We start from the raw sequence: 22,296 nt of genomic DNA on the forward strand, positions 1-22,296 counted from the left end.
GCCATTCCTAAAGTATAACTCTATACTAATTCAAGAAGGAATGGAACTAAAAATCAATCAACAAACCAAACATTTCAATGCTGAATCGCTAAGCGTTCAATCATTGCTCGATCTCGAAATTCCGCACAAACAAAACGGAATCGCCGTTGCTATTAACAATACTGTTGTTCCAAAAACCAAATGGAACGAATTCCTCGTACAAGAAACTGACGAAATTTTAATTATTTCTGCCACGCAGGGAGGTTAGAAATAAATTCCAATAAAAAAAAATCCAAATTCCAATTCCATTTAGGACGTAGACGCACTGCAGTGCGCCTCTACAATAACTCATAACTTATAACTCATAACTTCTTTTACTATGACAACAGAAGAACAAATATCCAGAACCCCATTTCCGAATTCTAAAAAAGTATACATAGATGGAGAAATTCACCCGATAAAAGTAGCGATGCGTGAGATTCATCTTAGCGACACGAAACTTTCAAACGGTGGGATCGAAAAAAATCCTCCAGTAACTGTTTATGATACTTCTGGTCCATACACAGATCCAAATATTGAAATTGATATTCGAAAAGGTTTACCACGCTTACGCGAAAGTTGGATTCTTAATCGAAATGATGTTGAAATTCTAGGCGAAATCACATCAGATTATGGTCAAAGCCGATTGAAAGATGAAAACCTGAATCATCTTCGTTTTGAATATTTGCATCAGCCAAAACGTGCTAAAAAAGGCGCAAACGTAACGCAATTGTATTACGCCAAAAAAGGAATAATTACTCCGGAAATGGAATATATAGCGATTCGCGAAAACCAACGCATCGAACTTTTAAATGAGCAAACTAAAGCTATGCAATGCCAGCATGGCGGTCATAGTTTTGGAGCCAATACACCAAAAAGCAAAATCACACCAGAATTCGTTCGTTCTGAAGTGGCTTGCGGAAGAGCCATAATCCCAAATAATATCAATCATCCTGAAAGCGAACCTATGATCGTAGGCCGTAATTTTTTAGTAAAAATTAATGCCAATATTGGGAACAGTGCCGTGACTTCGAGCATTGAAGAAGAAGTTGAAAAAGCCGTTTGGGCGTGTCGCTGGGGCGCTGATACCATTATGGATTTATCTACAGGAAAAAATATTCACGAAACCAGAGAATGGATTATTCGTAATTCACCAGTTCCAATTGGTACCGTTCCCATTTATCAGGCTTTGGAAAAAGTAAAAGGAATTGCCGAAGATTTAACTTGGGAAATTTTCCGTGATACTTTAATTGAGCAGGCAGAACAAGGTGTTTCTTATTTTACAATTCACGCAGGGGTTTTACTTCGATACATTCATTTAACTGCAAATCGTGTCACAGGAATCGTTTCGCGCGGTGGCTCCATTATGGCAAAATGGTGTTTATTTCATCATAAAGAAAACTTCTTGTACACGCACTTTGAAGAAATCTGCGAAATCATGAAACAATATGATGTAGCTTTTTCTTTAGGAGATGGTTTACGTCCGGGCTCCATTGCCGATGCCAATGATGCTGCACAATTTGCAGAATTAGAAACTTTAGGCGAATTGACTAAAATTGCCTGGAAACATGATGTACAAGTTTTCATTGAAGGCCCGGGACACGTACCAATGCACATGATTAAAGAAAACATGGACAAACAATTAGAACATTGCCATGAAGCCCCATTTTATACTTTAGGCCCTTTAACGACAGATATTGCACCGGGTTACGATCATATCACATCGGCAATTGGAGCTGCTATGATTGGCTGGTACGGCTGTGCGATGCTGTGTTATGTAACACCAAAAGAACATCTTGGTTTACCAAACAAAAAAGACGTAAAAGATGGCGTGATTACTTATAAAATTTCTGCTCATGCTGCAGATTTGGCAAAAGGTCATCCGGGAGCGCAATACCGCGATAATGCTTTAAGTAAAGCTCGTTTTGAATTCCGTTGGGAAGATCAGTTTAATTTGGCTTTAGATCCAGATACCGCAAGAGAATTCCACGATGAAACACTTCCTGCAGATGGCGCAAAAGTGGCACATTTCTGCTCCATGTGCGGTCCAAAATTCTGCTCTATGAAAATATCTCAGGAAATTAGAGATGTCGCTGCCGCAGAACAAGGAATGAAAGAGAAATCAGAAGAGTTTATTGAGCAGGGAAAAGAGATTTATATCTAAAAGAAAATAGAATAAAGAGCATAGAAAAAAGATATGATTGTAATTACAAATCCTTTTTTTATTGAAGATGAAATTCGAATTCTTCATTCTTTATTTGAAGAAGGATTGTCTTTGCTTCATCTTCGGAAACCTGATTTTTCTGAATTGGAAATGGCGCAGTTTATTCATCAAATTAAGATCGAATTTAGAGATCGAATTGTCTTGCACAATTATCATTTGCTAGCTGAAGATTTTGGAATTAGCAGAATTCATTTTTCTGAAAAAGAAAAAAAACGTATTCATGATTTTCCTGCAAGGTTTCCAAAACCTTGTAGGTATAATTTTTCCACATCAACACATTCTATAGAAGATTTTAATTCTCTGGAAAATGATTTTGATTATGCATTTCTAAGCCCTGTCTTTAAAAGTATTTCCAAAGAAAATTACGAGCCAAAAATCGATCTTTTTGAAGCATTAAAATCTAGAACAAACTATAAAACAAAAGTGATTGCTTTAGGCGGAATTGATTCTCAAAACATTCAAAAAACAATGAAAAATGGCTTTGATGATATAGCTCTTTTAGGAACAATTTGGAATAATGAAAACCCGATAAAACAATTTAAATTATGTCAGCAAATCGTCCTTTCGTACTTACAATCGCAGGTTTAGATCCGTCTGGCGGAGCTGGTATTTTGGCTGATATCAAAACATTTGAACAGCATAAAGTAACTGGTTTTGCTATTACAACAGCCAATACGATTCAGACCGAAAATACATTTTATGAGATTCAATGGACAGATTTGAGTTTTGTTATTCGTTCAATCGAAACGTTATTTTTAAATTATAAAATCAGTGCTGTCAAAATTGGAATTATTTCTTCTTTGTATGATTTAAACCGAATTGTTTCGACGATTAAAATGCTTTCTCCTTCCACCAAAATTGTCTGGGATCCGGTTCTTCGATCGACAACAAAATTTGAATTTATGGCGATTAAAGATTATTCTGATTTACATAAAATCTTGTCTAAAATCGACTTGATTACCCCTAATTACAATGAAATTGAGATTTTATTTCCAGATTTTATATCAAAGAATCTTCATCTGCAAAATGAGATTACAACAAATATTTTATTGAAAGGCGGACATAATGAATCAGCGATAGGAACTGATCTTTTATTTCTTGAAAATGAAGTTTTGGATTTGCTTCCAACTAATAAAAAATGCTTTGAAAAACACGGTTCAGGCTGTGTGCTTTCTTCTGCAATTGCTTCCAATTTGGCTTTAAATCAAAATATAACAGAAGCCTGCAAAAATGCTAAAATATATATCGAAAATTACCTGAGTTCAAGTTCAACATTAATTGGATATCACTATGTATAACAAGCTGCAATATATTTCACAAGGCGAAACCAGCAAAGAACAATTGTACAATATTCATCAGGCTCTTGATGCTGGCTGTAAATGGGTACAAATGCGTTTTAAAAATCAAACCAGCAAAGAAACATTTGCTTTAGCAGAGAAGGTAAAACCTTTGTGCGAAGAGTATCTGGCTAATTTTATTATAAATGATGATCTGCACCTTGCTGAGCAGATTGCTGCAGACGGGGTTCATTTAGGGTTAACCGATATGAAAATCGATGAAGCGAGAGCCATTTTAGGAGCAACAAAAATTATTGGAGGAACGGCTAATACTTTTGAAGATATTCAAAATCATGTCAAAAATGGCTGTGATTATATTGGTTTAGGCCCTTTTCGATTTACAATTACAAAAGAAAAACTAAGTCCAATTTTAGGTTTATCAGGATATTTTGAAATTCTTCAAAAAATGAAAAAAGATAAGATCGAAGTTCCGGTTTATGCCATTGGCGGCATTACATTAAAAGATGTAAGTCCATTAATGGAAACCGGAATTCACGGAATTGCCGTTTCTGGGATCATCACAGAAAGTGCAGAGAAAAAAATACTAATTAAACAATTAAAGGAAAAATTATATGCAAACGTCATTGTTTAATATTGGAGACAAAAGCTTCAAATCCCGTTTGTTTTTAGGAACAGGGAAATTTGGTTCTAACAAAGAAATGGAAGAAGCGATTTTAGCTTCAGAAAGTGAATTGGTAACCGTTGCTTTAAAACGCATTGATTTAGAAACTGAAACCGATGCTATTCTTTCGCATTTAAAACATCCAAATATCAATTTATTACCAAATACTTCCGGAGCAAGAAATGCAAAAGAAGCCATTTTTGCTGCTCAATTAGCGCGCGAAGCTTTAGAAACAAATTGGATAAAACTAGAAATTCATCCAGATCCAAAGTATTTAATGCCAGATCCTATTGAAACTTTAAAGGCGACGGAAGAATTGGCTAAACTTGGTTTTTTTGTTCTTCCTTACATTCACGCTGATCCTGTTTTGTGCAAACATTTAGAAAGTGCAGGAACAACTGCGGTAATGCCGTTAGGTTCTCCAATTGGAAGTAATAAAGGTTTAAAAACAATTGATTTTTTAGAAATTATAATTGAACAAAGTAATGTTCCTGTTATTGTCGATGCAGGAATTGGCGCTCCGTCTGACGCTGCAAAAGCAATGGAAATTGGCGCCGATGCTGTTTTGGTTAATACTGCAATTGCCGTTGCCGGAAATCCAAAATTAATGGCCGAAGCTTTCAAAGAAGCCGTAATAGCAGGAAGAAAAGCTTTTGAAGCAAAAGTAGCTAATCAACAAAATTATGCTGTGGCTTCTAGTCCTTTGACTTCATTTCTTTATGACTAATTTATTCTCTCGCAGATTTTGGAGATTAAGCAGATTTATTCAATTAAAATATATTATAAGTATAGAAAAAGATAATCTGTTCAATCTCCAAAATCTGCAAGAGTAATAAAAGTAAGAATTTTCATTAAATTTGATTCAAAAAAAATCAAATCAATATTTATGTCAGAAAATGAAATTTCATATAAAGTCAGAGGAGCAATTTTTAAAGTTTATAACACACTTGGGCCTGGATTATTAGAGTCCGTGTACGAAAGTGCCCTTTATTATCAATTAAAGAAAGATGGATTAACAGTCATTAAACAAATTGATTTACCAGTTAGATATGATGATATTTATCTAGATATAACTTTCAGACTGGATATTTTAGTAGAAGACAAAGTGATTATAGAATTAAAATCAGTTGAAGAGATAAAATCTATTCACTTTAAACAATTAAATACTTATTTAAAATTGACTAATAAAAAACTCGGATTATTAGTCAATTTCAATTGTTCTAATATTCTTGAAAATATCCATCGTGTAGTTAATAAAATTTAATCTGTACAATCTGCAAAATCTGCGGGAAACAAAATAAAAAATGAACACATTCAAATCCATTTTTGAGCAATATAATTGGGATATTATTCAATCAAAAATATACCAAACCTCATCAAAAGATGTCGAGCAAACTTTGGCTAAAACCAAACTCAATCTCGATGATTTTTTGATTCTAATCTCTCCCATTGCTCAAAATTATCTGGAAGAAATGGCGCAGAAATGCCATGAAATCACAAAAAAACGTTTTGGGAAAACGATTCAAATGTATGCACCGCTCTATTTAAGCAACGAATGTCAAAACATCTGTACCTACTGCGGTTTTAGTTTAGACAATAAAATCAAACGAAAAACACTTTCTGATGCTGAAATAAAACTCGAAGTTGAAGCCTTAAAAAACACAGGTTTTGACCATGTTTTATTGGTTACAGGTGAAGCAAATTACACTGTTAACATCAATTATTTTCTCAATGCAATTGCTTTAATTCGGGAAGAATTTTCGATTATTTCTGTTGAAGTTCAGCCGCTTTCTACCGAAGATTATGAACGTTTACATAGTGCTGGAGTATATTCGGTTTTAGTTTATCAGGAAACGTATCATCAGGAAGTTTACAAAAAATATCATACAAAAGGGAAGAAATCAAATTTTGATTATAGGCTTGAAACTCCTGATAGAATTGGCACTGCAGGAATTCATAAAATAGGTTTAGGCGTTTTATTAGGTTTAGAAGACTGGCGAACAGACAGCTTTTTCAACGCTTTACATTTAGATTATCTTCAAAAGAAATACTGGCAGACTAAATATTCCGTTTCTTTCCCACGCCTCCGCCCCGCCGAAGGAATTATCGAACCCAATTTTATTATGGACGATAAAGATTTGACACAATTAATCTGTGCTTATCGTTTATGGAATGAAGATTTAGAAATTTCGATTTCAACCAGAGAAAATGAAAAATTCAGGAACAATATAATTCCTATTGGAGTTACCAGTATGAGTGCGGGATCTAAAACAAATCCAGGTGGTTATGTAGTTGATCCGCGATCTTTGGAACAATTCGAAATCAGCGATGAACGTTCGGCAGAAGAAATTTCAAAAATCATAAAAAATGCAGGTTATGAACCTGTTTGGAAGGATTGGAGCAAAAGCTTTATTTAATAAATCCCAATATTAAAATTGCTTCGCCTGTTCGCTATCGCTCGAGCCCAAATTCCAAGCTCAATCTAAAATCTAAAATCAACAATCTAAAATTATAAAAAGTGAGTATTATACAAGAATTCCTCCGTTACAACAGACAAACCATACTTCCAGAAATTGGCGACGAAGGTCAGGAAAAAATAAAAAAAGCTAGAGTTTTAGTAATTGGCGCAGGCGGTTTGGGCTGTCCAATTTTACAATATATTGCAACTGCGGGAGTTGGTTTTATTGGAATCATGGATTTTGACACAATCGAAATTCACAATCTGCACAGGCAGATTTTATATACCGAAAATGAAATTGGGCAATTTAAAGCAATTGTGGCAAAAGATGTAGTTTCAAAACTGAATCCGTTAATTAAAGCCGAGGCCATTCAGGAAAAACTAACTTCTCAAAATGCCTCAAAAATTATACAGCAATATGATATTATTGTGGATGGTTCAGATAATTTTACAACACGCTATTTAGTAAACGACACATGTGTTGAATTAAATAAAACTTTAGTTTACGGAAGCATCTTAAAATTTGAAGGGCAAATTGCAGTTTTTAATCACAACGGAAGTAAAAATCTTAGGGATTTGTTCCCAGAAATGCCTGATCCGAAAGATGTTCCGAATTGTGATTTAAATGGTGTTTTGGGGACTTTACCCGGAATTATTGGAAATATGATGGCGCACGAAACGCTTAAATTAATTTTAGAATTACCTGTTTTAAAAAACGAATTGGTTCTTTTTAATACACTGAACTGGAATTTTACAAAACTGAATTTCTAGAAAATAAGTGCGTCTCCAACCTTAATATTTCCAGAGTTTAAACTCACGATATTCGTTCCGAACAAAACAGAATTATTTACATTTCTGTATTTGCTTAAGGTTTTTAAAGGCTCTTTTTTTAATTTGCCATTTTCCGGATCATTATTAACCATAATGCATCTTCCGCAAGGCTTTATATTTTTAAATTGAACTTCTCCAATTTTAAAAGTATTAAAATCATCTTCTTCATGTTCACTCTGACTGCTGATTACAATATTTGGACGAAACCTTTTTACTGTGATTTTTTCATCGAGTTTGTCATTTAAAAAATCCAGGCTTTTTGATCCAATTAATAAATATGGGTACCCGTCGGCTAAACTTACATTAAAAGTTTCTTTTAGTTTTGAGCTTTCATGTTTACGGTCTCCATTTTTCATGATTTTGACCAATTTACATTCAAAGCCCAAATGCTGGCTAAACCATTTTGAAGTTTCGTGATTTACCTCAACAACTTCGCTTTTATCTTCCCAAACATCGACTTCCAGAGAATTTTGCAAATGTTCGTTGATAGAAAATTCATGTTTTTGATCCTTAAAAGTAATACTGATTTTTCCATCATAAATTTGTGGATAAAACTGACTCATAATACGATGTTCTCTTTGCGTTATCATTTGATTTTCAGCATCGATTAACATCCATCTTCGGTCATTTTCAAATCCCATTTCTTCAGCCAGAGCAGATTGAACACTAATTCCTGCTAAGCTTTTTATCGGATAAATATAAATTTCTTTTACAACATGAACTGCACTCATTTTTATTTGCTTTTTAAAATGGACATAAATTCGTCACGATCAATTTCGCGACATCCTAAACTATCTAAATGCGGATTATAAACCTGACAATCTAATAATTTATAATTCTCTTTTTTCAAATGATTTACCAAATATATAAATCCGACTTTAGAGGCATTTGATACTTTAGAAAACATACTTTCGCCACAAAAAACATGGCCTAAATCTATTCCATACAAACCGCCTACCAAAACCTCATCCTGCCAAACCTCAACAGATTTTGCAATTCCCTGTTTATTAAGTTCGCAATAAGATTCGATCATTTCATCAGAGATCCAGGTTCCGTCCTGACCGTCTCGCAATATTTTTTGACAGTTTAAAATTACTTCTTTAAAACGTGTATTAAAAGTAACCGTAAATATATTCCTGTTCAGAATGTTACGCATACTTTTAGAGACAATTAACTCATCCAGAAACAAAACCATACGCGGATCCGGAGCCCACCAGAGAATCGATTCGCCTTCATTAAACCACGGAAATATTCCGTTGTTGTATGCCAGTTTTAATCGTTCCGGACTCAAATCACCACCAACGGCCAGAATGCCTTCATCATCGGCTTCTGAAACGGGTGGAAAATATAATCTGTCAAATAGGAAATACATCTTTTTAAATAATCATTTTTTAAAATTTCAATAAAATGAAATCTCAATTCTGAAATTCCAAATTCCAAACTTCCGCAATCTTATCATTTCTCCCTTCGGTCAAATGACAAAGTTTTTGCTTAAACTTTATACAAAAAATTCCAAATCCCAAATTCATGCTAATGAATTGGAATTTGGAATTTATGTTTGAAATTTAAACTTTCTTAGAACGGTAAATCGTCTGGTTCGTCTTCGTTTAAATTTGTAGCTGGAGCAAAAGCTTCTGCAGCAGGAACTGACGGTGTTTGTGCAGGTCCTTCTGGTGCCATTCTTTCGATTCTCCAACCTTGAATACTATTGAAATATCTAGTTTCTCCTTGTGGATTAACCCATTCTCTTCCTCTTAAATTGATAGAAACTTTTACTGCCTCTCCTTGTTTATAGCTGCTCAATAAATCGCATTTATCTTGTGTAAATTCGATTAAAATGTGTTGTGGATACTGCTCATCTGTAGTAACTACTAATTCTCTTTTTTTGAATGAAGCACTAACTTGCTGTTCAGGATTAACCACTTTTACTTTTCCTATAACTTCCATCTTCGTCTATAATTAATTATTGTTTCTATTCTTATTTTTTAGCTAAAAGCACTTTCCAAGCCGATTCTATATCATCATTATTCAGATATTTTTTGGCTTCTAAGTGTACTTTTTCCTGATCATCTGAGCTTAAAACTCCTTTCACAGAAAAATTTTCCTTCACAAATATACTAACTTCTTCGCTTGTAGGCAAGGCTTCAATATTTCCTAATTTTCCGAGGTCATTCCCATTAAACACAGGACTTTCCTTGATAAAATTAGGTATTACGTCAACACCAACGCCTAAAGTTGTCAGCGGTTTTGGCACTTCAAAAAGTCCTTGATTCGATCTTGAATACCAATTTCCCCCAAGTCTTGAAACCAAATCTATTTTATGCTGATCGATTGCTCCGTTTTCATCTAAAATTGATTCGTGAATATGCATTTTTACTACTTCACATAAAATCAGATTCCCTGCTCCTCCTTCTGTTCCTAACGGAATAATCTGCGTTATCTTGCATTCAAACTGAACCGGAGATTCTTTTACGCGATACGGTTTTACTAAATCTGACGGAATCTGCGTTAAACCTGCTTTGATAAATTCGTTTACACCTTCTCCATATTCTGTACTTGCTAATGAAGTCTGCTGTACCAAATCGTAATTTACGACATTTATAACAACTTCCTTTGTTGCTTCGGCATTAATTAAAGTATGTTTTACAGTATTGTCACGTACACGTCTTGATGGTGAAAAAACCAGAATTGGCGGATTAGCACTAAAAACATTAAAGAAACTAAATGGCGACAAATTCGGAATTCCTTTTTCGCTTATTGTACTTGCAAAAGCAATTGGTCTCGGCCCTACCGAACTTTGCAGATAAGCATGCAGCTGCGGCGTTGTAATTTCTTTTGGATTGATGCTAATCATAATTTTCTAGTTTAACCGAACCTCATTTCGGTTGTACAAAAGTAGAGAAATCGTTCAATTCATGGAAATAGTTTTAGAAGATAAAACCAAAAAAACTTTTAAAGCCCTGCAAAATATAAAATGTGTTAATTTCGTTATATTTATACCTCAAAAATTAATTTATGCGTTTTTCTGAAAGTAGAAATACAACTCGCTGGGTCATCATTATTATTTCCTTTTCAATCATTACTTTGATTCTTTGGAATACTTATACTTTTTTCCAAATTTTTAAAAATGAAGAACGTCTGAAAATGAACCTTTTTGCGAATGCGCAAATTACAATCGTTAATGCAGACGAAAATACCGATGTTGATCTTCCGCTTCAAATTTTCAGCAACAACACTTCAATTCCTGCTGTAGTAATGCTTTATGGTAATGTTGTAAGTTCTAAAAACGTTCCTGATGATATTCTTAATGACAAGAAAAAATTAAAAAATTTCCTGAAAAATTTAAAAAATGAAAATGAACCCATAACGTTTGAATATGCTCCGGGAAAATATCAGCATTTGTATTATGGTAATTCTGAATTGCTGAATAAACTAAAATATTACCCAATTGCCTTATTGCTGATTATATTTTTGTTTGTTGCTTTAATTTATAATTTTTACAAAAGCACCAAAATGGCGACACAGAATAAATTGTGGGCGGGAATGGCAAAAGAAACAGCGCATCAAATTGGAACGCCGCTTTCCTCATTAATTGGCTGGGTTGAGATTTTAAAAACCGAAGAAATTGATCAGTCTATAACATTAGAAATAGAAAAAGATATTGATCGATTACAAACTATTACGGATCGTTTTTCTAAAATTGGTTCTATTCCTGTTTTGGAACCGTATGATATTGTCAGCGAAACTTTAAATACTTATGAATATTTACAATCTCGTTTTTCTAAACAGGTTTCGTTCTCATATCATGCTCCTGAAAAACTTATTTTTGCTTTAATTAATCCAACACTTCACAGCTGGACAATTGAAAACCTGATCAAAAATGCAATTGACGCCATGAAAGGAAAAGGAATTTTGGAACTTTCGATTGAGCAGGATTCACATCATGTAAAAATACATGTGAAAGATTCTGGAAGCGGAATTCAAAAAAAACAATTCAAGACTATTTTTGAGCCTGGTTTCACAACAAAAAAACGCGGCTGGGGATTAGGACTTTCTTTAACGAAAAGAATTGTCGAAGAATATCACAACGGAAGTATTAAGGTTTTGCATTCTGAAATTGGAAAAGGGACTACTTTTCAAATCAGTTATAAAATAGTTGAACCTCTTTAAAAAATAGAAATAAAAAAACACCAACTCATAATTTGAATTGGTGTTTTTTTTTGCATTTACAAGACTTCGACTTCGCTCAGTCTGACAATTATTTTTAAAGATTTGCCTGAATATCTTTAGCTAAAGCTTCAAATTCATCTTTTGAAAGAGATACTTTATTTTGAAAACGCATTTCATCCATATGGTTTAACGGAATCAAATGTACGTGTGCATGAGGAACTTCTAAACCTACAACTGCAATTCCGATTCTTTTGCAAGGAACCGTTTTTTCAAGTGCTGTTGCCACTTTTTTAGAAAATTTCATCAAACCTAAATACTGTTCGTCATCCATATCAAAAATCTTATCGATTTCTTGTTTTGGAATACAAAGTGTGTGTCCTTTAGCATTTGGATTTACATCTAAAAAAGCTAAAAAATTATCATCTTCAGCAATTTTATATGCAGGAATTTCTCCGTTTACTATTTTTGTGAATATGCTGCTCATTGTTTTATTTTTAAAATCTTAATAGTGTGATTGCTTCGTTCCTCGCAATGACTTAGTCTCTTGAGATTTCCAAAATTTCAAATTTCAAAACACCATTTGGTACCGTAATCTCTGCTACTTCACCAACCGATTTTCCTAGTAAACCTTTTCCAATAGGAGAAGTTACAGAAATTTTTCCTGTTTTTAAATCTGCTTCACTTTCTGCCACAAGTGTATATTTCATTTCCATTCCGTTGCTTTGGTTTTTAATTTTTACATTAGAAAGCACCAAAACTTTCGAAACATCTAATTGTGATTCGTCGATTAATCTTGCGTTAGAATATACTTCTTCTAATTTAGCAATTCTCATTTCTAATAAACCCTGCGCTTCTTTTGCAGCATCATATTCGGCGTTTTCAGATAAATCGCCTTTGTCTCTTGCCTCTGCTATATCTTGAGATGCCTTAGGACGCATTACACTTTTTAAATGCTCTAATTCATCTTTCAATTTTTTTAATCCCTCTGCGGTATAATAAGATACTTTACTCATAACTTCATCGTTTACATAAATAGAAAAAATCCCATCGGGACGGGATTTTGTATTACAAATATACTATTATTTTTAATAGTACATAATTATATGTTAATCATATAAAAATCAAATCTAAATAAATTATTTTTGTTTAACTAATTCTTATTAAAATAATGAAAAAAATCTGGCTCTTACTTCTTTTCGTTTCTGTGCTTATCGCATGCAGCGACAGCGAACGCAGTAATAAAAATCCTTACATACCTAATTACAGCGTTAATTTGTCTGTAGACATGAACCTGCCGGCGTATTCAAATCTTAAATTTGTAAGTAACGGTGTTATTGTTCCTAATTACGGAGCAAAAGGAATTATTATTTTTAATGCAGGAAGTGGCTATAATGCATTTGATGCAGCGTGTCCCAATCAGGAATTAACTTCTTGCGCTGCAATGACAATTGATGGTATAAATGCAGTGTGTTCGTGTGATAAAACTTCTTACAGTTTGTTTACTGGACTTGGAGGAAAAGAATATCCGCTAAAACAATATAAAGTACAAGTAACCGGAACTGTGATTCATGTTTACAATTAGAAATAAAAAAAGCCTGAAAGTTTAATTTCAGGCTTTTTTATTTTTTAGAATTTCAATGTTAATCCGGCTAAGAAATTAATTCCTGCCTGCGGATAGTAATAGGGATAAATATCCCACATTGCTCCGTTTGAAACATATTTTTTGTCTAAAATATTATTTATCAAACCTGTTATTGTAATTGATTTAAAGATTGATTTTGGCTTTATTTCATAAGAAACATTCAAATCGTTTACAAAATAGTCAGCCAGTTTAGCTTCTGGCAATTCGATATTATTCATGTATTGTTCACCCACATATTTTTGCAATAAAGAAATATGCAGGCTCTTGATTGGACTGTATACAATTATATTTCCGGCAATAACTTCTGGAGAATAAGCAATTTTAGTTGTTCCGTAATATTGTCCTTCAACTGCAAGATCCACATTTTTATTACTGCTAAGAGTGAAATTCGGTCTAAGAATAAATTTTTCTGAAAGCGAAATTGTTGCATCAAATTCAAATCCTAAACGATAACTTTTTTCAGTATTAGCACGAATTGGCGCTCCAACATCATCTAATCTTCCGGTTAAAATCAATTGATCTTTGTAACCCATGTAATAGAAATTCGAATTCAACTGGAATTTCTCTGAATTAAATCTCCAGCCTAATTCAAAATCGTTTAGTTTTTCCGGTTTTACATTTCCGCCTTCATAATCAGTTCTGTTTGGTTCACGATTCGCACGAGCGTATGAAAAATACAAGGTGTTTTTTTGATTGATTTCGAAATTCAAACCAGCTTTTGGATTAAAGAAATTGAAAGTATCATCAACTAACCCAGTTTCAGGACTATCTGCTTTATATTCTACTCTTCTATATTGTAAATCACCATAAAAGCTTAATTTTTCTGTAAACTGATAATTTGCTTTTGCGAAGATATTTCCATCTGTTTTGGTAGAAAAATCATCGTAATAATGATCTCCCAATTCTGACTGTGAAGCGTTTCTTGCCCAGATTACTTTTCCGTAATGATCTCCTTCGTATTTGTTCCAGCCGCCGCCAAGAATAACATCTAGTTTTTCATCTTTATATTTTGCTGAAAATGTAGTTCCGTAAAAATCATTATCTAACCATTTTTGACGTACTAAATCTGTTGTTGTAATAGCTCCAACAGGATTCAAATTATATTCAGCCATATCGGCATCTTCTTTATAATTTTCATAGTAACCCTGCCCTTTTGTATAATGCAAAGCTAAATTAGTACTCCATTTATCAGAGAAAGATTCGCTCCAGTGTAACTGATAATGATCTTGTTTATAATTGTCAGTTTCATTGTCATAAAAACGCACATTTCCTGCTTCATCTATATACATTCCTGCAGAGTTAAAAGTACGGTCTGAATTTAAAGTTGCAGCGTCAATTCCGTTCCAGGATTGGTACGTTTTTTCTGTTCCGCCAAAAACCAAAGCTTTGATTAAAGTTGTTTTTCCAACATAAGTTCCTTGCAAGAAATAAGATTTCAAGTCAGAACTAGCTCTGTCAACATAACCATCAGATTTAATTCTTGACAAACGTCCTGCCAATTCAAAATGATCATTTAACAGACCAGTGCTGAATTTTACTGTTTCCTTTTGAGAATTAAAACTTCCAAACGAGCCAGAGACTTCTCCAGTTGGTTTAAATGCATAACTATCTGTCAGCATATTTAAACTTGCTCCAAAAGCTCCTGAACCATTTGTAGAAGTCCCTACTCCGCGCTGTAATTGCAAGCTTTCTACAGAAGAAGCAAAATCGGGCATATTTACCCAAAAAGTTCCCTGACTTTCTGCATCGTTGTACGGAATTCCGTTTATGGTTACGTTTACTCTTGTAGCATCGCTTCCGCGGACACGAATTCCGGTATAACCAATTCCTCCTCCAGCATCTGAAGTTGTAACAACAGATGGAAGATAATTCATTAAAACAGGAATATCCTGTCCAAGATTTCTAAATTTAATTTCCTTTTTGTCCATATTACTAAACGTAACCGGAGTTTTAGCCGTAACACGAACTGCCGAAACCAAAACATTATCAAGCTGATTTACCTGAGTTGAGTCTTGTTCCTGTCCGAAAGTGAATAGAGAATAGAATAAAGAAAATAGAATAAAGAAAATAGATTTGGTTCTGGCTGCATTTTGAACCTTAGAACCTTTGTAGCTTTGTGCATTAGCACCTAAAAAAAAAGTTTTCATTCGTAAAGAATTACGAATAAAAGGGGGAATTATTCTTTTGTTAAATTAATAAATGTGTTTCACGACAAAACAAAGTATTCACACTGAAATTGTCGTTTTTTCCCTTAGCAACATTACTCGCTCAGGTTCTTTGGGTATGATCTCAGCTCGTTATTTAGAGCACCCCTTTGAGACAATGCAAATTTAGTGTTAAAATATTTAAAACTCCAAAAAAGAAATTCCAAATTCCAAAAAACTCGCTTTTAGTTAGTCTCTTTGGAATTTTACTCCAAATTAGGTTTTCTTCTTGATTGTTTTAAATCAGAAATATTCTTTTTGTCTTTAATTCGCTTTTTGATTACCGATTTTGGAATTTTTGTGGCTTTTCTAACTTTAGGTACAAACAAACCCTTTTTGATAATTTCTAAAAAACGTTTTATAACTATTTCTTTGTTTTTAAGCTGGCTTCTGTCTTCGTCGCAATTTAAAATTAAGACATTTTCGGTTGTTAAACGAGGAGCAATATTAGTTTGTAAAAGCAGCTTTTCATCTTCAGACAAAGCTTGTGATGCATTTAAATCAAAAGACAAAACCACTTTTGATGAAACTTTATTTACATTTTGTCCGCCCGCGCCACTGCTTCTAACGGCTTTGAAATTTAACTCTGATATGATTTTATCGTTATCCATTATTGTGGCTGATGTGCCGGTTTTAGTAAATCATTTACGGTTTTCACCGGATTAAAAGTAATTAACGGAACTGCCACAAAAACAGTTAACCAATTTGCCATTGATCCATTCCATAATCCCGGAAGTTCATAGCTTTTTACTGGTTTTCCCTCAACGCTTTTCTCTACAATAAATCCTGATTTTTGATCTACAAATTGTTTCAAATCAAACTTTTCACCTTTGTAGTTTTTGATTCCGCAAACCAAATCAACGGGATTAAAATGGGTTGCTTCTTCTAAAATTTCAAGCTGTTTTTTATTCCCCAAATCAACTTGAGAAGTTTCTACAATTTGCAGAGAAGTTTCTCCTTTTTCATTCATTACCCAAAACGGGCCGCCGCCCGGTTCTCCTTCATTACGAACCATTCCGCAAACTCTAATTGGACGATCTAGCAATTCTTTAATCTTAGTAATCTTATTTTCAAAAGTAAACTTATTGAAATCTTTAGTCATTTGAATGTTTAGCTTTTGCATTAAAACATCAACAATTTCAACAAGATCATTTTCTGTAATTTCTCCTTTTTCAATTGCTTTTAAATACCCAAATACTTTTTGCTGCACTCCAATTAAAATTCCGCCTAAAGCTTTTTTATACAATGTAATTTTGTCAATATGATTCTGAATTACATTATCTATGTTTTTAATAAAAATGATATCTGAATCAAGATTATTTAGATTCTCAATTAAAGCGCCGTGTCCGCCTGGTCTAAAGATCAAATTACCGTTTGCACTTCTAACAATCTTGTTTTTTGGGTTAACATTAATTGAATCTGTGCTTTTATTTTGATAAGAATAACCAATATTGATTGTAGTTCCAGATTCCTTTTCAATCTTTTCTTTAACCTCATCAATCGCTTTTTCAAACAAATCCTGATGGATTTCTGAAACTGTAAAATGTAAATTTGAAACACTTTTTGATGTAGCATAATGCACACATTCATTTAAATGTTCTTCAATTGGGTTTGCAATGTGCGTTTTATATAAATGGAAAGGTAAAACTGCTTTTGGCTTGTTTGCTGAATTGTAATAATCCGGAGACAATAGCAATTTTATAAAGTAATAATTTTTATAATCTCTTTCTAAGTTTTCAAAATCAGGATAAATTTCTTTTAGCTTTTCATGAACTTCTTCAAAAAAAGGAAACTTATCCATTCCGATAATAAAAATAGCAAGTTCTTTATCTTTTTTTCGATTTAGATAAGCGTTTATAGTTTCTTTTTCGATATCAAAATCATTTAAAAACGCACTTAAAAACTTAAACATTCTTGTTGCCGCGCCAGAAGCAGGAACGAATTTTTTAATTTTTAGTTTTTCTTTCTGATGATCAAAAAAAGAAGCTTTTTCTTCAAAATCAGTTTCAGACAAACTTAATATTCCGTTGTTTATGGTTGCCGGACTAATCAGATTGCTTTTTGCTATTCCTTTCTTAAATATTTTTAATTGCTTTAAGATATTTTCGAAAGGGATTCCGTGATTATAAATTTCAACAAAATCTTGAGATGAAAGTCCTTTTTCTTTAAAATTATTTAAAGCATCCACAATAGCGGTTGCTTTTGCTAAACGGCTTTCTTTATCGCCTGAAAGTGTTATAAAAGGTTTTTTAGTATCTATTAAAGCTTGTTTAAAGACAGAGAATACTGTTTCTCTTCCTTCCGGAGTATCTCTAATATCGTCTTTCTCCCAAGGAACATCAATATCTGTCAGGAAAAATAGATCGTAATCATGTTCAAGTGCAGCTTCATTTAAAAGAGGGGCGCAAAAACCATAATATACTTCCGAAAAAACTTTGGTAACCATTAAATTGGTATCGCAAAACAAGTATTTATTTGCTGCAGCAAGTTTTTCATTTTCTAGTGCAGTCTGCCCGTAAGCAATAGGCATCATATCATCAGCGGTACAAATATGCTGATTTTCTTCCCATTTTTCCTGCAGGTAATCACGTGCAAATTCCGGAACCCATTCGGTTTCATAATAATCTGCAAGCTGTTTTGCTAAAGTTGTTTTACCTGTACTTTCAGGGCCAAATAAAGCAATTTTTATTATTGTTGTTTTTTGCTGTCTAAGATCTTTTTCCATTCTAAATAAGCTGAAATAGCCAAAATTGTAAAAATTAAATATTGAAGTGACAGCATCCCTAAGCCGCGATAAGCATAAAGAGGTACTACAATAATATCACCGATAATCCACAATGTCCAGTTTTCGATTTTTTTCTTTGCCATATACCACATTCCTGCAAAAAAGATTCCAGACGATATCATATCGACATAATTGTCATTGTGTATTTCGTAATCGAAATATTTATAAATCCCGAAAACTACGAAAATGGTTACGAAAAACAATAAAACCCCGATTATTTTTTCATTAAAATTTGTTCTTGTGATGGGCAGGTTATCTTCAACCGTTCCCCCTTTTGCCCAAACATACCAGCCATAAATGCTCATAATCGAAAAATAGGCGTTGATAATCATGTCGCCAATATAACCGGCAACATATAAAAGATATACTGAAATTACAGTGGCAATTAATCCTGTTGGATAAACCCAGATATTTTCTTTTTTAGCAAACCAAACACTTAAAATTCCAAAAACAAAGACCAAAAACTCCAAAGCGATATGCCATAAAGGAGTATTTTTATAACTATTAAGAAAAAAGTCAATCATTTTTGCGGTATTTGTGGCTGTTAAATTTTATTTATAAATCAAAAAAATGACTGTCGTTTTCAAAAGCAGTTCCAATAACGACTAAATCTGCACCGGCATTATATGCCTTTTTAATTCCGTGCAAATCTACAATTCCTCCTCCAACAATTACAGGAATTTCTATGTTTTGAGCGATTAATGAGATCATTTCCAGCGGTACCGCTTTTTTTGCGCCACTTCCTGCTTCTAAATAAATTAATTTGTTTCCGAGCATTTCGCCGGCCTGAGCTGTTGCTAAAGCTAAATCAAAATTTTCGCGGTTAAGCGGTTCTGTTTTACTAACGCGGGCAACTGCGGTTTCATTGCCGCTTTCGATTAAAATATATCCCGTTGAAATAACTTCAAGCTTTGTTCTTTTGAGAATTGGTGCTGCCTGAACCTGATATTCAATTAAATAATCGGGATTTCGGCCAGATAATAACGACAGGAATAAAATAGCATCGGCTTGCGGGGAAATCTGCGACGGATCGCCCGGGAAAATTATAACAGGCAGATTTGTTTTTTGTTTTAACTGTGTAATTAAATCTTCTAAAATGGTACTTTGAACAATACTTCCGCCCACAAAAATATGTGTTGCAGGTGATTGGTTTATTTTAAGTAATAAATGATCTAAATTTTCCCAAACAATTTTATCAGGATCTAAAAGAATAGCCAATAGTTTTTGCCCGTTTTTCTTAGCATCCAAAATTTGTTGGTGAATCGTGCGTATTTTTTGCTCCATAACGGCAGTAAAAGTAAAAAGTTTTTAACGTAGAAGAACTATTTTGAATGAATTATATTTGTAAACTCTCTGTTAACAACCAAAGAAAACAAATATGATTGCGACTGAATTATTAGAAAAATATGGCGCCTTGAAAAAGTCTTTTGAAAAAAGTAAAATCATTTTTGAAGAAGGAAATCTGCCAACGCATTATTATCAGATAATTTCGGGCGAAATTAAAATGAGTAATTACAATGATGACGGACGCGAATTTATTCAGGGTATTTTTTATAAAGATCAATCTTTTGGAGAACCGCCTTTATTTTTAAACCAAAAATATCCTGCTAATTCTATTGCGGTTGAAGACAGCGAGATTCTGCTGCTGCCAAAATCAATTTTCTTGAAACTGCTGGAAGAAAATCCTGCAATAAGCATTAAAATAATCGAAAATCTCGCGCAGCGTTTGTATTATAAATCGGTTATGGCTGCCGAAATTTCTACACATGAACCAGAACATCGCGTATTAAAATTAATTGATCACGGAATTGCTTATTTCAATTTTAAAAAAGATGCAAACGGTTATTTAATCAATTTTACCAGACAACAAATTGGCGACTTAACCGGTTTGCGCGTTGAAACTGTTATTCGAGCTATTAAAGCTCTGGAAAAAAAAGGCGAATTGAAGATTATTAATCGAAAAGTATACCGATAAAATAATTCCTGTTTTATGATTTTAATCATAAAATGCAACAGTAAAGTGGATGTAACTTTGTAGTGTAAAAATCTCAATATCATGACACTATATCAAACAACATTCGAAAATTTCAATAAAAATTATATTGGTTCTGCAACAATGGCTGTAATTGGCCAAAGCTGTTTAGGTGCGGCTGCAGCAATGTATATTCTTTCTCACGGAACTTCTATTGGTCAAATGATCCAATTGGCCATTATTGTATTGGCTTGTATCTTTGTAAACACTTCAATTTTAGCGCAAATGAAACACAAGGTTGTTTTTAACCTTTTAATTTTGAGTACATTTTTAAGTGTTTTGTTTATTCTTTTAAATACCTTTATTCTGTGAAAAAGCAAATTGAAAACAGAGCCGATATTTCTTTCTTAGTACATCAGTTCTATGCTAAAATAAGAGCCGACAAAGAGATCGGCTTTTATTTTAATACGATGATTCAGGATTGGGATATGCATCTGGAAAAACTGACTGATTTTTGGGAAACAAATTTGTTTGCCGTAAGAAAATACAAAGGAAATCCACACGCTGTTCACAATGAAGTTGACGCACATTTTGAAGGTAAAATAACGGCAAATGAATTCGGAATCTGGCTTAATCATTGGGCTCAGACATTAGACGAGCATTTTGAAGGCGAAAATGTAGAAACACTAAAAAGACGTGCCCGTAAAATGAGCACTTTTTTATACGTTATTATGTTTGAACATCGAAAAAAAGAAAGCGAAGTTTAAAAACTGAACTTACATTCTACAATAAAAAACTTTATAAATTATAAATTTCTTTTACAAGTAATTTTGATTTTTCAATAATATAAAATGAATCTTCATCTAATATATCTTTAGGATTTAAAACGTTGTCATTTTCGAAAATAAATTTTTTAACACCCTGATTTATAGGTTTTAACTTTCGATTATATTCAGTTTTCATCAATTCTGAATATATTAACTCTCCATCTTTATAGTATAGATTTAAGTGCTCAATCCCCTTTGGCGTAGTTTCGCTGTATTTAATTCTTAATGGCTTTTTCTTTTCTTCATCATTAAAAAAATACGCTTCCCATCCATAATTTTTATTTGGTCCATGCGAATGTTTAACTACCCCTTCAATTATTCCTTCGGTTTTTTGCTTCCCAATACTGTCAATAAATCTAACTTGATAATTAATTTCATCAGCTTTAGCTTCAAATTCTGATTTAATTTTTTGTCCATAAATCAATTGCAATGATTGTAAAAGCCAAATTATAACAAATAGTTTTTTCATTTTATTACAGACCATTAATATTAAAACTATTTCTCAAAAGCATAAACCAAAGTAAAATTTCCTTCAAAATTATCTGATTTGATTTCTTTGTAATGCACATCAAAATCTTTTATTAAATCGTCAAAATGAAGGCTTGCCTGTGCTTGAGGTTCATTTAAAGAGAAATCTCCAACTTTGATATGATCTTTAAAACTAATTCCTTTTTCATTTCTAATTTTAAAGATTGCTTCTTTTGCACCCCAGATTACGGTGAGCTTTTTAACGTATTCGCCTAAAATATTTGGATTTAAATACTCAAATTCTGTGTCGACAAATTTATCAGCAATGCGAAGGATTTTTTCGCGTTGCAATTCCATATCGATTCCTACGGTTTCGTGGCTTATAATTATGGCCGCAAAATGATACGAATGTGTTATTGAAATATAATTATGACAATCAAAATAAGGTTTGCCGAATTCGTCATAATGCAAATCTTTATCTGTAAAGCCCATTTCCTGAATCAACATGCGAACACTTAAAAAAGCGCGCTGATGCATTTGCGATTTCATTCCGTCCAGTCTCTTTTGTGTTTTTTCTTTCAACACAACTTTGCTCAATAACTCCTCTAAGGATTCGGTTATTTCCCAAATTAAGATTTTAGTCGTTTCATTAAATTGTATGGTTTGAAATAAAGGCATTCGTGTTGTTCGTTACGGTTATTATTTTTAAACATATAAGTCATGTAAGAAAATATAACT

At 33.1% G+C, this 22,296-nt stretch carries 27 protein-coding genes; 14 read left to right on the plus strand and 13 right to left on the minus strand.

Annotation, left to right across the window (positions count from 1 at the left end; genetic code table 11):
• The first annotated feature begins 40 nt into the window (after positions 1 to 40).
• From thiS to APR43_RS07355, 9 genes are all read left to right on the plus strand, one after another.
• Positions 41 to 247, plus strand: a complete 207-nt coding sequence (gene thiS, locus APR43_RS07315; protein WP_053472622.1) for a sulfur carrier protein ThiS — start codon at positions 41 to 43, stop codon at positions 245 to 247.
• A 111-nt stretch (positions 248 to 358) separates the two neighbouring features.
• Positions 359 to 2,182: a phosphomethylpyrimidine synthase ThiC gene (gene thiC / locus APR43_RS07320; RefSeq protein ID WP_053472621.1), complete on the plus strand. Its 1,824-nt coding sequence runs from the start codon at positions 359 to 361 to the stop codon at positions 2,180 to 2,182.
• Between the two features lie 33 nt (positions 2,183 to 2,215).
• Positions 2,216 to 2,830: a thiamine phosphate synthase gene (locus APR43_RS07325; RefSeq protein ID WP_053472620.1), complete on the plus strand. Its 615-nt coding sequence runs from the start codon at positions 2,216 to 2,218 to the stop codon at positions 2,828 to 2,830.
• Positions 2,788 to 3,540 (plus strand): hydroxymethylpyrimidine/phosphomethylpyrimidine kinase, encoded by a 753-nt coding sequence (locus APR43_RS07330; protein ID WP_053472619.1) that lies wholly within the window; start codon positions 2,788 to 2,790, stop codon positions 3,538 to 3,540. The genes APR43_RS07325 and APR43_RS07330 overlap by 43 nt, the downstream gene beginning before the upstream one ends.
• On the plus strand, positions 3,533 to 4,171 hold the full coding sequence (locus APR43_RS07335; RefSeq protein WP_053472618.1) for a thiamine phosphate synthase: 639 nt from the start codon (positions 3,533 to 3,535) through the stop codon (positions 4,169 to 4,171). The genes APR43_RS07330 and APR43_RS07335 overlap by 8 nt, the downstream gene beginning before the upstream one ends.
• Positions 4,152 to 4,928 carry a thiazole synthase gene (locus tag APR43_RS07340; RefSeq protein WP_053472617.1) on the plus strand — a complete coding sequence of 259 codons (777 nt, stop codon included), beginning with the start codon at positions 4,152 to 4,154 and terminating at the stop codon, positions 4,926 to 4,928. The genes APR43_RS07335 and APR43_RS07340 overlap by 20 nt, the downstream gene beginning before the upstream one ends.
• Before the next feature lie 159 nt (positions 4,929 to 5,087).
• A complete protein-coding gene (locus tag APR43_RS07345; RefSeq protein WP_053472616.1) occupies positions 5,088 to 5,465 on the plus strand; it encodes a GxxExxY protein in 378 nt (125 codons plus the stop codon).
• Positions 5,466 to 5,505: 40 nt separating this feature from the next.
• Complete coding sequence (gene thiH / locus APR43_RS07350; protein WP_053472615.1) at positions 5,506 to 6,618, plus strand: 2-iminoacetate synthase ThiH; 1,113 nt, start codon at positions 5,506 to 5,508, stop codon at positions 6,616 to 6,618.
• Positions 6,619 to 6,719: 101 nt separating this feature from the next.
• Entirely contained in the window at positions 6,720 to 7,430 is a 711-nt protein-coding gene (locus APR43_RS07355) for a HesA/MoeB/ThiF family protein (protein WP_053472614.1), read from the plus strand.
• Here the strand turns inward: APR43_RS07355 and APR43_RS07360 are convergent.
• The 4 genes from APR43_RS07360 to APR43_RS07375 all read right to left on the minus strand — a co-directional run bounded on the left by APR43_RS07360 (position 7,427) and on the right by APR43_RS07375 (position 10,344).
• A complete protein-coding gene (locus tag APR43_RS07360; protein WP_053472613.1) occupies positions 7,427 to 8,221 on the minus strand; it encodes an MOSC domain-containing protein in 795 nt (264 codons plus the stop codon). The two genes, APR43_RS07355 and APR43_RS07360, sit on opposite strands and share 4 nt — an antisense overlap.
• Positions 8,222 to 8,223: 2 nt before the next feature.
• Positions 8,224 to 8,862, minus strand: a complete 639-nt coding sequence (gene aat / locus APR43_RS07365; protein WP_053472612.1) for a leucyl/phenylalanyl-tRNA--protein transferase — start codon at positions 8,860 to 8,862, stop codon at positions 8,224 to 8,226.
• A 203-nt stretch (positions 8,863 to 9,065) separates the two neighbouring features.
• Positions 9,066 to 9,437, minus strand: coding sequence for a DUF3127 domain-containing protein (locus tag APR43_RS07370; RefSeq protein ID WP_012023670.1), 372 nt, complete (start codon positions 9,435 to 9,437; stop codon positions 9,066 to 9,068).
• Between the two features lie 31 nt (positions 9,438 to 9,468).
• Positions 9,469 to 10,344, minus strand: a complete 876-nt coding sequence (locus APR43_RS07375) for a flavin reductase family protein (RefSeq protein ID WP_053472611.1) — start codon at positions 10,342 to 10,344, stop codon at positions 9,469 to 9,471.
• Between the two features lie 161 nt (positions 10,345 to 10,505).
• On the opposite strand from APR43_RS07375, the gene APR43_RS07380 reads away from it, so the two are divergent.
• Positions 10,506 to 11,660: a sensor histidine kinase gene (locus APR43_RS07380; protein WP_053472610.1), complete on the plus strand. Its 1,155-nt coding sequence runs from the start codon at positions 10,506 to 10,508 to the stop codon at positions 11,658 to 11,660.
• Between the two features lie 94 nt (positions 11,661 to 11,754).
• On the opposite strand, the gene APR43_RS07385 is transcribed toward APR43_RS07380, so the two are convergent.
• Both APR43_RS07385 and greA read right to left on the minus strand, forming a co-directional pair.
• Positions 11,755 to 12,144: an HIT family protein gene (locus APR43_RS07385; protein ID WP_053472609.1), complete on the minus strand. Its 390-nt coding sequence runs from the start codon at positions 12,142 to 12,144 to the stop codon at positions 11,755 to 11,757.
• 52 nt (positions 12,145 to 12,196) lie between these two features.
• The gene (gene greA, locus APR43_RS07390) at positions 12,197 to 12,673 is read right to left on the minus strand and encodes a transcription elongation factor GreA (protein ID WP_053472608.1); all 477 of its coding nucleotides are present in this window, start codon (positions 12,671 to 12,673) and stop codon (positions 12,197 to 12,199) included.
• Between the two features lie 155 nt (positions 12,674 to 12,828).
• Here greA and APR43_RS07395 point away from each other — a divergent pair, with 155 nt between their 5' ends.
• Positions 12,829 to 13,242, plus strand: coding sequence for a Rieske (2Fe-2S) protein (locus APR43_RS07395; protein WP_053472607.1), 414 nt, complete (start codon positions 12,829 to 12,831; stop codon positions 13,240 to 13,242).
• 44 nt (positions 13,243 to 13,286) lie between these two features.
• Here the strand turns inward: APR43_RS07395 and APR43_RS07400 are convergent, their stop codons facing one another.
• The 5 genes from APR43_RS07400 to APR43_RS07420 all read right to left on the minus strand — a co-directional run bounded on the left by APR43_RS07400 (position 13,287) and on the right by APR43_RS07420 (position 19,575).
• Positions 13,287 to 15,449 carry a TonB-dependent receptor gene (locus APR43_RS07400; protein ID WP_053472606.1) on the minus strand — a complete coding sequence of 721 codons (2,163 nt, stop codon included), beginning with the start codon at positions 15,447 to 15,449 and terminating at the stop codon, positions 13,287 to 13,289.
• Between the two features lie 263 nt (positions 15,450 to 15,712).
• Entirely contained in the window at positions 15,713 to 16,117 is a 405-nt protein-coding gene (arfB, locus tag APR43_RS07405; protein WP_053472605.1) for an alternative ribosome rescue aminoacyl-tRNA hydrolase ArfB, read from the minus strand.
• Entirely contained in the window at positions 16,117 to 18,231 is a 2,115-nt protein-coding gene (locus APR43_RS07410) for a DUF4301 family protein (RefSeq protein WP_053472604.1), read from the minus strand. The genes arfB and APR43_RS07410 overlap by 1 nt, the downstream gene beginning before the upstream one ends.
• Entirely contained in the window at positions 18,195 to 18,815 is a 621-nt protein-coding gene (pnuC, locus tag APR43_RS07415; RefSeq protein ID WP_053472603.1) for a nicotinamide riboside transporter PnuC, read from the minus strand. Before pnuC ends, APR43_RS07410 begins: the two co-directional genes overlap by 37 nt.
• Before the next feature lie 31 nt (positions 18,816 to 18,846).
• The gene (locus APR43_RS07420) at positions 18,847 to 19,575 is read right to left on the minus strand and encodes a geranylgeranylglyceryl/heptaprenylglyceryl phosphate synthase (protein ID WP_053472602.1); all 729 of its coding nucleotides are present in this window, start codon (positions 19,573 to 19,575) and stop codon (positions 18,847 to 18,849) included.
• Between the two features lie 94 nt (positions 19,576 to 19,669).
• Between APR43_RS07420 and APR43_RS07425 the strand changes: the two genes are divergently transcribed.
• The 3 genes from APR43_RS07425 to APR43_RS07435 all read left to right on the plus strand — a co-directional run bounded on the left by APR43_RS07425 (position 19,670) and on the right by APR43_RS07435 (position 21,030).
• Positions 19,670 to 20,266: a Crp/Fnr family transcriptional regulator gene (locus APR43_RS07425; RefSeq protein ID WP_053472601.1), complete on the plus strand. Its 597-nt coding sequence runs from the start codon at positions 19,670 to 19,672 to the stop codon at positions 20,264 to 20,266.
• Between the two features lie 81 nt (positions 20,267 to 20,347).
• Complete coding sequence (locus APR43_RS07430) at positions 20,348 to 20,635, plus strand: hypothetical protein (RefSeq protein WP_053472600.1); 288 nt, start codon at positions 20,348 to 20,350, stop codon at positions 20,633 to 20,635.
• Positions 20,632 to 21,030 (plus strand): group III truncated hemoglobin, encoded by a 399-nt coding sequence (locus APR43_RS07435; protein ID WP_053472599.1) that lies wholly within the window; start codon positions 20,632 to 20,634, stop codon positions 21,028 to 21,030. The genes APR43_RS07430 and APR43_RS07435 overlap by 4 nt, the downstream gene beginning before the upstream one ends.
• 31 nt (positions 21,031 to 21,061) lie before the next feature.
• Here the strand turns inward: APR43_RS07435 and APR43_RS07440 are convergent, their stop codons facing one another.
• Together APR43_RS07440 and APR43_RS07445 are read right to left on the minus strand one after the other, a co-directional pair.
• The gene (locus tag APR43_RS07440) at positions 21,062 to 21,559 is read right to left on the minus strand and encodes a hypothetical protein (protein WP_053472598.1); all 498 of its coding nucleotides are present in this window, start codon (positions 21,557 to 21,559) and stop codon (positions 21,062 to 21,064) included.
• Positions 21,560 to 21,585: 26 nt separating this feature from the next.
• Positions 21,586 to 22,236, minus strand: coding sequence for a 4'-phosphopantetheinyl transferase family protein (locus tag APR43_RS07445; RefSeq protein WP_053472597.1), 651 nt, complete (start codon positions 22,234 to 22,236; stop codon positions 21,586 to 21,588).
• Positions 22,237 to 22,296 lie beyond the last annotated feature (60 nt).

It is taken from the genome of Flavobacterium sp. NLM (assembly GCF_002210235.1).
GTDB classification, from domain to species: Bacteria; Bacteroidota; Bacteroidia; order Flavobacteriales; family Flavobacteriaceae; genus Flavobacterium; species Flavobacterium panici.